Annotated in this window: 6 protein-coding genes; 5 read left to right on the top strand and 1 reads right to left on the bottom strand. The window is 44.8% G+C overall.

Going from position 1 to position 14140, the window contains the following annotated elements; translation table 11 throughout:
• Nucleotides 1-268: 268 nt before the first annotated feature.
• The 3 genes from AC59JO_RS26350 to AC59JO_RS26340 all read left to right on the top strand — a co-directional run bounded on the left by AC59JO_RS26350 (nt 269) and on the right by AC59JO_RS26340 (nt 8153).
• Nucleotides 269-3475, top strand: coding sequence for a VCBS repeat-containing protein (locus AC59JO_RS26350; protein ID WP_497309220.1), 3207 nt, complete (start codon nt 269-271; stop codon nt 3473-3475).
• 9 nt (nt 3476-3484) lie between these two features.
• Nucleotides 3485-4810 carry a vanadium-dependent haloperoxidase gene (locus tag AC59JO_RS26345; RefSeq protein WP_497309218.1) on the top strand — a complete coding sequence of 442 codons (1326 nt, stop codon included), beginning with the start codon at nt 3485-3487 and terminating at the stop codon, nt 4808-4810.
• Between the two features lie 142 nt (nt 4811-4952).
• Nucleotides 4953-8153 carry a glycoside hydrolase family 2 TIM barrel-domain containing protein gene (locus AC59JO_RS26340; protein ID WP_497309216.1) on the top strand — a complete coding sequence of 1067 codons (3201 nt, stop codon included), beginning with the start codon at nt 4953-4955 and terminating at the stop codon, nt 8151-8153.
• Between the two features lie 55 nt (nt 8154-8208).
• Here the strand turns inward: AC59JO_RS26340 and AC59JO_RS26335 are convergent, their stop codons facing one another.
• Nucleotides 8209-10038, bottom strand: coding sequence for an ABC transporter ATP-binding protein (locus tag AC59JO_RS26335; protein WP_413670955.1), 1830 nt, complete (start codon nt 10036-10038; stop codon nt 8209-8211).
• A gap of 195 nt (nt 10039-10233) precedes the next feature.
• Between AC59JO_RS26335 and AC59JO_RS26330 the strand changes: the two genes are divergently transcribed.
• Nucleotides 10234-12162, top strand: a complete 1929-nt coding sequence (locus AC59JO_RS26330; protein WP_497309213.1) for a sialate O-acetylesterase — start codon at nt 10234-10236, stop codon at nt 12160-12162.
• Nucleotides 12163-12189: 27 nt separating this feature from the next.
• Nucleotides 12190-13713 carry a glucuronyl esterase domain-containing protein gene (locus AC59JO_RS26325; protein ID WP_497309211.1) on the top strand — a complete coding sequence of 508 codons (1524 nt, stop codon included), beginning with the start codon at nt 12190-12192 and terminating at the stop codon, nt 13711-13713.
• The last annotated feature ends 427 nt before the right edge of the window (nt 13714-14140 follow it).

Genomic DNA, 14140 nt, shown 5'->3' with positions numbered 1-14140 from the left:
ATCCACAAATCTGCTCCGAATAGTCTCCTAAAGCTATTTTTCTAAAGATGTTTTACATGCAGAATAATTGTTATATTGACATCAAATTTGCGATGCCCATTATCGTAGCCACAATTAAACCAAAATGAAGATATTCCGGTTCCTATTCCCGCTTAAAAAGCGAAAAGAACGATTGTTTTTGCTGTTTCCCGCCTTATGTGTTCTGATACTATCCGCAGGTTGTAATCATGAGTCCCCTGAAAGTTCAGATCAACCTTTATTTAAACTATTGCAGCCAGAACAAACCCATATTGATTTTGCAAATACCTTAACCGAAGGTTTGAACACCAACGTACTGATGTACGAGTATTTTTATAATGGCGGTGGTGTAGCCGTTGGCGATTTGAACGGCGATGGCTTGCAGGACCTTTATTTTACCGGCAATATGACCGATAATAAATTGTATCTGAACCAGGGCAATATGCAGTTTAAGGACATTACAACTGATGCAGGCGTGGCCGGCAGGCCGGGTCCGTGGAAAACAGGTGTTACCATGGCCGATGTTAACGGCGACGGTAAGCTGGATATCTATATCTGCTATTCGGGTAAAATACGGGCCGAGAAACGGGTTAATCAATTATTCATAAACCAGGGAAACAACGCTGCCGGTGTGCCCATATTTAAAGATATGACTGCTGATTACGGTCTTGATTTTCCATCGTTCAGTACACAGGCCTACTTTTTTGATTATGACCGGGACGGTGATCTCGATTTATTGCTGATTAACCATAACCCTGCACGGATCAGCATTCTTGATGATGCTTTTGTAAAGGAGATGTCGGCCAAAAAAGATAGCGAATCGGGGATCAGGCTACTAAGGAATGATAATAATCATTTTACTGATATTACCGGCCCTGCAGGTATTATCAATACTTCACTGTCATATGGCCTTGCAGCAGGTATTGCCGATATTAATGGCGATGGATGGCCGGATGTTTATGTATCAAATGACTACAGCATTCCCGATAGGTTGTATATTAACAATGGTAAGGGTGCTTTTACGGATGAACTGCAGAAACAAATCGGTCACACTTCATTTTATTCCATGGGGAATGACGTGGCCGATATCAATAACGACGGCAAGCCAGATATCTACACGCTGGACATGCTTCCTGAAGATAACAAGCGGCAGAAACTGCTGTTCGGCATTGATAATTACGAAGCTTTTGATCTGAACCTGCGGGTTGGCTTTTATTATCAATACATGCGCAATATGCTGCAGATTAATAATGGTAATAACTCGTTCAGCGAGATAGGACAGCTGGCAGGCATTTCCAATACAGACTGGAGCTGGTCGCCCCTTTTTGCCGATTATGATAACGACGGCTGGAAAGACCTTTTTGTAAGCAATGGCTATACCCGCGATTATACCAATATGGATTTCCTGAAATTTATGGGCGATAACCTTAAAGACAGGCGCGTAATGAGGCAGGACCTCCTGGATATTGTGAGCCAGATGCCATCATCGCAAATGAAAAGTTATTTGTTTAAGAACAATGGTAATACAACATTCACCAATAAAAGTGAGCAATGGGGCATAACACTGCCATCAAACAGTAACGGCGCCGTTTATGCCGATCTGGATAATGACGGCGATCTTGACCTGGTGGTAAACAATATCAATCTCCCTGCTTTTGTTTATGAAAACCAGGCAGCTAAACAAAATGATAACCATTATTTGGCTATTAAGTTAAACGGCAGCGGTGCAAACACGCAGGGAGTAGGAGCTAAGGTCAGCATTTATTCGGGTAATAAAACACAATACCTGGAGCAAATGCCAAACCGCGGTTATCAATCTTCAGTTTCAACTATACTGCATTTTGGCCTGGGGAAAGATAAGCAGGTTGATTCATTGCGGATCACATGGCAAAGCGGCAAATCGCAGGTACTTCAAAAAGTAAAAGCCGACCAACAAATTGTCTTAAACGAAAAGGACGCTACTGCCGCAAGCCCTGCGCAAAAACTAATCAATCCGATATTTAAAGAGGTACCTGCCCCCATCGCAACCAGTGAGAGAGATAATACCATCAATGATTTTAAACGGCAGCCTTTAATAGTTAACTCTATCTCGTTTTCGGGCTCTATCCTTGCCAAAGGTGATGTAAACGGCGATGGATTGGAAGATATATATGCCGGCGCGCATGATGGCAAAGCCGGTGTTTTATACCTGCAGCAAAAGGATGGTAAATTTATAAGCAATGCAGTTGCCGCCTTTGAAGCCGATAAGAATAGTACCGATGCCGCAGCTTTGTTTTTTGATGCCAATGGCGATGGTAAGCCCGATTTGTATGTAGCCTCTGGCGGTTATGCCGATTATAAACCGGATGACATCCTGCTGCAGGATAGGTTATACCTTAACGATGGCAAAGGGAACTTTAGCAAAGCTAATGGCGCCTTGCCCAAAATGATCAGCAGTAAAAGTTGTGTAAAAGCAGCCGATATTAATGGTGATGGTTTCCCTGACCTGTTTGTTGGCGGCAGGGTAATACCCGGGCAGTATCCCGAAGCGCCCGAAAGCTATATTTTGATCAATGACGGTAAAGGGCATTTTGCCGATGAAACCGCAAAATATAACCCGGTATTAAAAAATATAGGTATGGTGACCGATGCCGCCTGGGTTGATATGAACGGCGATAAAAAGCCCGACCTGGTGCTGGCCGGCGAATGGATGCCGATCACCGTTTTTGAAAATAGCGGCGCCAAACTAACCGATGCCACAACAAAATATTTTGATAAAAAATATGCGGGCTGGTGGAATTGCCTGCAGGTAAGCGATATCAACCATGACGGCCATCCCGATATTATTGCCGGAAACATTGGCTTAAATACGCAATGCAAGGCAAGTGACGCCGAGCCGGCAGAAATGTTTTATAAAGATTTTGACGATAACGGCTCTGTTGACCCGATGCTTTGTTTTTACATTCAGCATAAAAGCTACCCCTTTGTAAGCCGCGATGAGTTGCTTGACCAGTTAAGCGTTATGCGAGGCCGCTTTCCCGATTATAAAAGTTATGCTGATGCCACGATGGACAAAATTTTCACCCCGGAAGAGTTGAAAGGCGTGAAAAAACTGACCGCTAATGAACTTGCAACAACCTGCTTTATCAGTAATACGCAGGGACGCTTAAAGCAAATGGCACTGCCTTTACAGGCCCAATACTCGCCCATTTTTACCATTACTACGCTTGACTATGACCATGATGGTAAAGATGATCTTTTGCTTTGCGGCGATATCAACAAGGCGCGCATCCGTTTTGGTAAATATGATGCTAACTACGGCGTATTGCTTAAGGGAGATGGAAAAGGCAACTACCAATATATAAATCAGCAGCAATCGGGCTTCAACATCAGGGGCGATGTAAGAAGTGTACTTCAATTAAATAACATTTTACTGTTTGCTCTTGATAAAGGCAAACTAAAGGCATATAAGCAATAATACAAGGTGATGAAAAAACTGTTAATGCTGATACCTGCCTGCGGCTTATTTGCAATGATAAGCTGCAGCAAGAAAAAGCAACCCGAATTAACCAACCAGGATGTAAGCAAGGTTATTGGTCACATGACCAGCGTAATGATCCATGATGTTACCAACCCGCCCTTAGCCTCGCGTTTTTTTACTTATACCTGCCTTGCCGGTTACGAGATTGTCGCCGAAAATGACAAGCAGATCAGGAGTATGAGCGGTGTATTGAACCAGTATCCTGATATCAAACATCCCAAACAAAACACGGGTTACAACTATCAACTGAGCGCTGTACTGGCCATGTTTGAAACTGCAGCCAAGCTACAGCCATCAGGTACTTTGATGCTGGGATATGAGGCTTCATTTATTGATTCATGTAAAAATATCGGCTTCAGCAGTGAGGTTATCGACAGTTCAAAAAGTTATGCCAAAGTAATCAGTAAACAGATCCTGGCCTATGCCAAGGCCGATGGCTACAGGAAAATAAGCAACTACCCGCGTTATAAGCTTAAGCAAACACCGGGCAGCTGGGACCTCACCCCGCCTGCTTATATGCTACCAGTGGAACCTTATTTTAATACCATAAGGCCCATGACGCTTGATTCGGCGGGGCAGTTTGTTCCTGATGCACCCATTCCTTTTTCAACCGATAAAAACTCAACTTTTTATAAATACCTGCAAATGAGCTATGCCAAAAGCGGCGACGGCTTAAAGCAGGAAGAAAAGGATATTGCCAACTTTTGGGACTGCAACCCTTTTGCTGTTCAAAATGACGGGCACATGCTTATCGGCCTTAAAAAGATTTCGCCGGGGGCGCATTGGATGGGAATAACAGCCATTGCATGTAAGCAGACCAAAACCGGTTTCTCTAAAACGATGCAGATCAATACAGCCGTGGCCATAGGCCTGCTTGACGGTTTTATTTGCTGTTGGGATGATAAGTACCGCACCAACCGCATCCGCCCCGAAACGGCTATCCGCAGATACATCGACCCTCATTGGAAACCCCTGCTGCAAACCCCGCCATTTCCGGAATACATCAGCGGGCACTCGGTAGTTTCATCATCAGCGGCAGTTATCCTAACGCATTATTTTGGCGATAATTTTAAATATACCGATAATGTGGAAGTGAGTTATGGCATACCACCAAGGCATTTCAATTCGTTTACCCAGGCCGCTAAAGAAGCTGCCATATCAAGGTTTTGGGGCGGTATCCATTTTATGGATGCTATTGATAATGGTATTGTGCAGGGTAACAAGGTTGGCAACCTGGTTGTTGCTAAACTAAGCGGGCAAAAGAAGCCGTAAAATAAGATGACAGGGAGTGATAAAAGGTTTTAGCTTTTTAATACATATGTATATGTGACAGTTGTTATATTTGGTTTTTATATTTCTTTGTTCTGAATCTGCCATATAAAAATCAAATCATTGCAAACAATTATATATACCTATGTGCCAATCTCATTTTAACAAACAATTCCTTAGGGTTTTGTTGCTTTTCATTTTTGTTTTTAGCCATAAAGCAGGCTTTAGCTTTCAGCAGGCAGATAACGGGCTATCAAAGTCAGATACAGCTTCTGTTCCGAAAGAGATCGAAGATCCCGAAAATATCGGCATCAATAAGGAAGCAAGCCATGCCACGCTTATGCCTTATGCATCTTTAAAAGAGGCTTTGGCCGGTAATAGGCGTGCTTCAACCTTTAGCCGCAGCCTGAACGGGCTTTGGAAATTTAATTGGGTTGACTGGCCACAAAAACGCCCGGTTAATTTTTATAAACCCAGTTATGACGTATCCGGCTGGAAGGATATCAAAGTGCCATCAAATTGGCAGGTTGAGGGCTACGGTACACCTTACTACAGCAACTTTACCTATATTTTTCAAAAAGATTTTCCGAGGGTGATGAGCACCCCGCCGGTAAAATATACCGCCTATAAGGAAAGAAACCCGGTAGGCAGCTACCGCCGCGATTTTACCGTGCCTGCCGAATGGAAGGGTCGCCGTATTTTTATCACTTTTGATGGGGTTGATGCAGGTTTCTTTATTTGGGTAAATGGTAAAAAAGTGGGCTACAGTGTAAACAGCCGTAACGCTGCCGAATTTGATCTTACCAAATATGTTAAACCCGGCAAAAATACATTGGCCGTCGAGGTGTACCGCTTTACAACCGGCAGTTATCTTGAAGACCAGGATATGTGGCGCTTAAGCGGCATATTCAGAGATGTAACGCTTTGGAGCAGTCCGCAGGAGCATATCAGGGATTATTTTGTAAAGACCAATCTGGATAAACAATACAAAAATGCTGATGTGCTGGTATCGGCCAAAATAAAAAACTACGGGACAGCCGCTGTTAAAGCCCGTTTACTTGATGTTGCTTTGTATAATGGCTCGGTTCCTGTTCCTGGTGCTGCTGTTAAAAAAGCTATCCCGGCCCTGAAGCCAGGTGAGGAAGTAACGGTTGAAGCCAGCTTCCATGTAAATAATCCGCAGAAATGGACGGCAGAAACACCAAAACTTTATACTACGGTAGTAAAAATTGATGATGGTACCAATACCGTTGAAACCCTCTCGTCACGAACCGGTTTCAGAAGTATCGAAATCAAGGGCCGGTTGTTTTTGGTTAATGGCGTACCCATTAAACTCAAAGGCGTAAACCGCCATGAAAACTGGCCGAATGATGGCCATGCTGTTACCGAAGAGCAAATGATCAGGGATATCGTATTGATTAAACAAGCCAATTGCAATCACGTACGTACCTGCCATTATTCTGACGATCCGAGATGGTATGAGTTGTGTGACCTGTATGGAATTTACCTGGTTGCCGAAGCCAATTTGGAAAGTCACGGTGCATGGGACGAGTTTAATGAAGAACCAAGGATCAAGGCCGCGCTGATTGACAGGAACGTGGCCAACGTAGAAAATTTTAAGAATCATCCTTCGGTTATTATCTGGAGCTTGGGTAACGAATGCGGCAGCGGCGGCTCAAACTTCAGGGCTATCCTTAAGGTGATCAAAGGCATTGATGATACGCGTCCAACACACTACCAGGGTTTTGGCATAGGCAAAAACAATCCTGCCGATATGGACAGCGAAATGTATACCGATGTAGAGAACCTGGAAAAACATGCCAACGATCAAACCCTAACCAAACCGTTTTACCTGTGCGAGTATGCACATGCCATGTTTAACTCCATGGGGTCGGTTGATATTTATAATGACCTATTTGATAAATATCCGCAGTTGTTAGGCGGTGCCATCTGGGAATGGCAGGATCAGGGAATCTATAATAATCGCGACCCTAAACATCCTATAACTGCTTTTGGCGGTGGCTTTGGAGAGTATCCTAACGATCAGTATTTCATTCACAAAGGCGTTGTATTTTCCGACCGTTCGCTGAAACCGCACTATCCTGAATTAAAGCATGCTTATCAGTGGATCAGCATTCATCCAAAAGATCTGAAAAATGGCCTGGTAACAATTAAAAACCGCTACCAGTTCATTAACCTGAATAGCTTAACTGCTAAATGGGAGGTGACTGAAAATGGAACATCCATATCGTCAGGTAATTTAGCACTTAAGGAAATCAACCCGGGCGAAGAGCTTGATGTAAAAGTTCCGTACCAGGTTGCCCCTAAACCCGGAGCAGAATATTTCCTGAGGATATCATTTGACCTTGCTACAGATAAAATGTGGGCCAAAAAAGGGTTTGAAGTAGCAGCTCAGCAGCTGGAACTGCCAATTGCTATTCCGGCCGCCAAAGAACAACCTGCAACGGGTAAACTATCTTTATCAGATGCCGGTAACCAGATCAAAGTAAAAGGCGACGGTTTTAGTCTCGAGTTTGATAAAGAAAAAGGCACTTTCTCAAAAATGGAGAAAGATGGGGAAAACGTTTTGCAAAATAACGGCGGCCCTATGCTGCACTTATGGCGTGCACCCCACCGCAAAGATGATATGTGGGCTTATGAGGATTGGGTTAAATATGGTTTGAAAGAGATCAGCTGGAAAACTGATGCGGTAAAAAGTATGCAGTTGTCAACCGGCCAGGTGGAGATCAAAGTAAATCTTACCGGTACCGGTAAACATGATTTTGTTATTCATCACCAGGTAATTTATACCATAAATGGTAACGGAGTTATCAAAGCAGATAATAACGTGAGCTTTAATGCGGATCCTAAACTGGTGCTGGCCAGATTAGGCGTACGCTTGTTTTTGAAAAAGGACCTGGATCAATTTGAATATTTTGGTCGCGGCCCGATGGAAAACTATGCAGACAGGAAGAGCGGCTTCGATGTTGGCCGTTACTCAAGCAGTATAGCACAGCAGCAAACCCCGTATGAAAAACCAATGGATTGCGGCAACCACGAGGATGTTAGGTGGGCCAATGTGAGTACTGCTAAAGGTATGGGCATTGCTGTTAAGCAGGCTGGTGAACTGTTCCAGGTAACTGCGCTGCCATACAGCGATGAGGAAATGACCGATGTGGAGTACAAGATAGATTTGCCGAAAAGCAAAGGCACCGTACTATGCATCAGTCATAAAACTTTGGGCGTTGGCTCATATGGATGTGGCCCTAAACCGTTGGAGCAATACAGGGTTTATGCAAAAGATGCAAGTTTTAGCTACCAGATCCAGCTATTCAGTAAAAAATAGTTGCTGGTTAAAATAATATAAACTGGGGGAGCAGATGATCATTTGCTCCCCCAGTTTATTGATATCCCGCTGCCTGCAAACTAAATAATTCGGCATAACGGCCGTTGTTTGCCATTAGCTCCTGGTGCGTGCCGGCTTCAAGGATCTTGCCTTTTTCTAATACGATGATCCGGTCGGCCAGCCTTGCCGTTGAAAACCGGTGCGAAATAAGCACGGCCGATTTACCCTGAGTCAGAGATGAGAAACGTTGAAACACCTCATACTCGGCCCGGGCATCAAGCGCTGCAGTGGGCTCGTCAAGAATAAGCACCTGCGCATCTTTCATATAGGCCCTTGCCAGCGCTACCTTTTGCCATTCTCCGCCCGATAATTCAACACCCTCATTAAACCGCCTGCCCAGCCATTGCTCATACCCCTGCGGAAGTTTAGCCGCAAGTGCATCTGCAAGGCTTTCATGCGCAGCCTTACGGATCAGCTCAGTATTGTCCTGTTCATCAATATTTCCTACTGCTATGTTTTGCGAAAAGCTCATCTGGTAACGAATATAATCCTGGAAAATAATACCCAGGTTTAGCCGGAGATCGACGATGTCATAATCTCTCAAATCTGCGCCATCCAATAGGATCCGTCCTTCTGTAGGATCATATAAGCGGGCCAGCAGCTTAACCAAGGTTGTTTTACCTGCACCGTTTTCGCCAACCAGCGCAATCTTTTCGGCGGGGTGCAGTGTGAAGTTCAGATGCCTGTTGGCCCATGATTCGGCGTTGTTGTATTTAAAACCAACATCCTCAAATGTGAACCCTTGCTTTATTGGGTTTGGAAATGGTAAAGGAGAAGCAGCAACTTTGATCTTTGGTTTGATCTCGAAAAATTCATGGAAATCATTGAGGTAAATAGCGCCTTGTGATACGGAAGTAAACCGGTTCAATGAATTTTCCATCAGGCTGCTCAATTGCCTGAATGAACCAGCCAGGAAGGTGAGTGTACCTACCGAAGATTTGCCCGTGACGGTTTGATAAATAATAAAACCGTACGCTGCATAGTAACCAACACTGCCTAAAACAGAAAAGAAAGTGCCCCAGGCCGAACGCCGCACGGCCAGTTTGCTGTTATCAGCATAAAATTTATCTGATAATGTTTTAAAGCGGTTAATAATAAAATCAGATAGGCCGAAGATCTTAACTTCTTTAGCTGTTTCATCGCTCGCGCCAAGGTAGCGTACATAATCCAGTTCTCTTCGTTCAGGCGTTTGGCTCCGGGTGAGTGCATAATTTTGGCTGTTGAAATAGCTTTCGCCCATAAATGAAGGGATGATTGATATAAGCAGCAGCAGGATGAGCCAGGGATTTAAAGTTAGCAGGCCGGTAAGCAGGAAGCCTATGGAAATGAAATCCTGAATCTGGCTCATTACCTGTGATAAAAGTATGGTACGCCCAACGGTTTGCTGTCTTGCCCGTTCCAGCTTATCATAAAAAACAGAATCTTCAAACTGCTCCAGATCGAGGGTGGCCGCGTGGCGCATGATGCGCATAGAGGTGTAGTTGGCAAAAAGATCGCCCAGTAAGTTATCCATGAGGCTGATCATGCGGTTTAAGCCGTCGGTTGCAACCGCCAGCAAAAATTCGATGATGACCAGTTGCCACAATTCATGCTGGCTACCACCGTGGCGGTTAAGTAATACAACCTGGTCTATAATCAGCTTGCCTACATATAGCAAAGCAACCGGCATGGCCGAACGTACGATGCGTAGCAGAAAACTCATGGTTGTTTTACCCGGGCTGCTTTGCCATACCAGTTTGAAAAACTCGGGGAGATTGCTTAATGCCGACAGGCGCTCTCTGAACGAGATCTTTTGTTCTGGTTTGATATTTCTTGTTTTAGCCATCTGCCGGTTTTGATAAATGCGATTTTAAACAAAAAAATGTTCATTGCTACTGCATTGCAGGTTTAAGGGCCTATTTATGATGGTTTACTGACCAAGCGGTAATTAAAATAAAAAAAGATTTGTGCAATCGATTGCACAAATCTTTTTTTATTTGTTACTTAGTGAAATAAACCATCAATAAAAATTTTCGGAGTTATGAGGTCAGTGAAGCTGTTAATTGTAGCGCTGTTCGCTTGTTTGATATTGCCGTGCTATGGAATAGTGCGCTTGCCGCAATTGGTTGCCAATGGCATGGTGCTGCAGCGCGATGCCAAAGTGAAGATCTGGGGATGGGCAGATGCGGGTGAAAAGATCACCATTAACTTTCAGCATAAAACATACCGTACAGTTACCAACCAAAGCGGCTCATGGAAAATTACCCTGCAGCCAATGAAAGCAGGAGGGCCATATACCATGGAAATTACCGGTAATAACCACATCACAATCCAGGATATCTTGATCGGTGATGTATGGTTCTGCTCGGGCCAGTCAAACATGGTTTTGCCTATGGAGCGGGTAAAGGAAAGATACCCTGATGAAATAGCTAAAGCCAATTATCCGCAGATCAGGAATTTTTTTGTGAAGACAGAAGCAGATGTAACCAAACAGCATCAGGATCTGTTACCCGGTAAATGGGTTAAAGCCGATTCTGTAGCGGTGTTAGGTTTCGGCGCAGCATCCTGGTTTTTTGCTAAACAGCTGTATCAAAAATATCACACACCTATTGGTATCATCAACTCAAGTGTAGGCGGTACGCCTATTGAGGCATGGATCAGCAATGATGGCCTGAAAGACATCAAACCCTATCATGACCGGGTTGCCCAGTTTGGTAATGCTGCTTTTATAGACAGCGTGATGAAAAAGCGCCCGCAACCCGAGCTTCCGGCTAATGTTGATAAAGGTTTAAATGAAGACAGGCCATGGTACGATACTGATTATTTGCCGCACGGCTGGCACCATTTCTGGCTGCCCGGCTATTGGGCCGATCAGGGTATAAAAGGCCTCAATGGCATCGTATGGTTCAGGAAGGAAATAAACCTGCCTGCATCCGTACAAGGTAAAGCGGCCAAACTGTTTTTAGGCAGAATAGTGGATGCCGATCAAACATACATTAACGGCAAACAGGTAGGGAACATTACCTATCAGTATCCGCCAAGGCGTTACCCTGTGCCTGCCGGGTTATTGAAGCAGGGGAAAAATATTATTGTGGTACGTATTACCAATACATCGGGCAAAGGTGGTTTCGTGCCCGATAAACGGTACTACCTGGCAATAGCCGGCGATACTATCGACCTTCGGGGCGACTGGCAATACAAGGTAGGGCAGGTGTTTGAACCGGTTTGGATGAAACCGGAATTTTCGGCGCAGAATGAACCCACCGGGCTATATAACGCCATGGTAGCGCCGGTTATCAATTATACTATCAAAGGCATGGTTTGGTACCAGGGCGAAAGTAATGCTTCCCGTGCATCCGAATATGGTACACTATTAAAAGCCCTAATTGCCGATTGGCGTAACCGCTGGCAACAAGGTAATCTCCCCTTTATCTATGCACAGCTTCCTAACTTTAACGAGGTACAGTACTCGCCAGCGGAGAGTGACTGGGCGAAGTTGCGGGAAGGGCAGCTTAGTGCCCTGGAAGTACCCAATACAGGAATGGCGGTGACCATCGATGCCGGCGAATGGAATGATATTCATCCCCTCAATAAAAAAACGGTAGGCGAGCGGCTTGCCCGTGCTGCCGAAAATGTGGCTTATGGTGATGCTAATGTGGTCCCATCCGGCCCTATTTATCAATCTGCTAAAATTGAGGGGAATAAAATAGAGATTACTTTTAAAAACGTAGGTGCAGGACTTGTTGCTGAGGATGGCGATGAGCTGTCGCAATTTGCAATAGCCGGTGCCGATAAAAAGTTTGTTTGGGCGAAGGCGGTTATTAATGGAGATAAGGTGTTGGTTTGGAATGATAAAATCTCAGCGCCGCTTTATGTAAGATATGCCTGGGCCGATAATCCGGATGGAGCGAATCTTTATAATAAGGAAGGCCTTCCTGCATCTCCATTTCAAACGGAGAAACTACAATAACCATAAACCCAAATTAAATCAGGAGCAATGAAAAGTACTGCCTTCTTTTTCTTACTCACATGCGCTATCGCGGCCAAAGCTCAAAATGCTGCACCGGTAAACTTTACTGCCGATCAGGATCATCAGAACATGATGAAACAGTTGGGGATTAAAACCTTACGTAACGGGCCCAGCGGTGATGAATCTGCCCCTAATCACGCTAATTATGATGAAGCGCTGGCTAATCCTTACCCGGATTTGCCCGATGCGCTCACATTAAAAAATGGTAAAAAAGTAACCACAGCCGAAATGTGGTGGAAGCAGCGCCGCCCCGAAATTGTGGAGGACATGGAGCGCGAGGTTTACGGTCGCATTCCTGCCAACGTGCCCAAAGTAACATGGTCGGTTAAGGTTACAGATAAAGAACGGGTTGGCTTTTATCCGGTGATCGCCAAACAGCTTATTGGTCATGTTGATAATACGGCTTACCCACTCATCAATGTCAATATTGAAATGACCCTGGTAGTTCCGGCAAATGCCAAAGGGCCGGTACCGGTATTGATGATGTTTGGCCGAAGCGCTTTACCTGCGCCCGCGCAACCCCCTGCGGCCGATGTAGAAAAAATCAACACTGCATTAAAAGAGTTGCTTGTAAAAGAACACCCCGAGTTTAAAGCCATTTTTGAACAATATCCCGCCTATAATCCCATTGCCGAACAATCCCCTTTTGGCCCCGGTGGTTTCCCGGTTATGAAAGGTGATCCGCCAACGGCAACGCAGCTGATAGCCAACGGCTGGGGTTATGTGTTAATTGATCCGTCGTCTATTCAGGCGGATAATGGAGAAGGCTTAACCAAAGGGATCATCGGTTTGGTTAATAAAGGCCAGCCACGTAAACCGGAGGATTGGGGCGCTTTGCGTGCCTGGTCGTGGGGAGCGGCACGCGCGTTAGATTACCTGGAAACTGAGCCCGCTGTTGACGCTAAACATGTAGGCATTGAAGGTGTATCCCGGTACGGAAAGGCTGTACTTGTAACACTGGCTTTTGAGCAACGGTTTGCTATGGGGTTAATCGGTTCGTCGGGGGAGGGTGGGGCCAAGCTACATCGCCGAAACTTTGGCGAAGCTGTGGAAAGCCTTACCGGTGGAGGATACTATTGGATGGCCGGTAACTTTATGAAATACGGCGCATCAGATGCCTCGTTTGGCGCAAAAACTGCGAAAGACCTTCCGGTAGATGCGCATGAACTGATTGCCTTGTGCGCGCCGAGGTTTACTTTTATAAGTTATGGTGTTCCGGAACAAGGCGATGCCAAATGGCTCGATCAGCAGGGGAGTTATATGGCAACCGTGGCAGCCGGTTCTGTATTTAAACTGCTTGGTGTAAAAGATATAGGTGTTTCAAACGATTATAAAACCGAAAAGATGCCTCCGGTTAATATAGGGCTGCTTGATGGCGAACTCGCCTGGCGTCAACATGATGGCGGCCATACCGACGCTCCAAACGTAAAATATTTTATTGCCTGGGCCAATAGATTGATGCATTATAGGAAGGAAGGCAGTGGGAAGTGATTTATCAAAGAGCGATGCTGAATAGGTGAATTTCTGTGGTCTTTGAATGTTAAATAACATTAAACTATTGTCATTCTGATGGAGTAAAATTCGCTGAATTTGAAGGAGATATGGCATTTTGCCCTTTGTCATGCTGAGGCACGAAGCATCTTCTTCGCCCTGCATTGCGGCTCTGTATCTTGTAGAAGATTCTTCGCTGTCGATCAGAATGACAAGCTTTTTTTAAACATGCCCGGTCTCATCAGGGTCTCTGCGAGTTTAAGTTAACCCACAAAATTGTTTTGCAGTTTAATCAGCAAGGCGTTCTGTTTTGCCCCTCTGGGGCAAATGGTATTTCTATACTTTTTAAGCTACAAACTGTCTCGTCCTAAAAAAAGTTTACAGGTTTTAAGATAATCCTGTTATGTATTTACAGGTTTGATAATGT

Source organism: Mucilaginibacter sp. A5337, from assembly GCF_059690695.1.
The sequence above is the reverse complement of the archived record's forward strand: the minus strand, read 5'-3'. Positions and strand labels throughout refer to the sequence as shown.

What these genes read in the sequence shown, in the direction of transcription:
- AC59JO_RS26345 (WP_497309218.1), top strand. Translation starts at nt 3,485, where the DNA reads ATGAAAAAACTGTTAATGCTGATACCTGCCTGCGGCTTATTTGCAATG.
- AC59JO_RS26340 (WP_497309216.1), top strand. Translation starts at nt 4,953, where the DNA reads ATGTGCCAATCTCATTTTAACAAACAATTCCTTAGGGTTTTGTTGCTT.
- AC59JO_RS26335 (WP_413670955.1), bottom strand. Translation starts at nt 10,038, where the DNA reads ATGGCTAAAACAAGAAATATCAAACCAGAACAAAAGATCTCGTTCAGA.
- AC59JO_RS26330 (WP_497309213.1), top strand. Translation starts at nt 10,234, where the DNA reads ATGAGGTCAGTGAAGCTGTTAATTGTAGCGCTGTTCGCTTGTTTGATA.
- AC59JO_RS26325 (WP_497309211.1), top strand. Translation starts at nt 12,190, where the DNA reads ATGAAAAGTACTGCCTTCTTTTTCTTACTCACATGCGCTATCGCGGCC.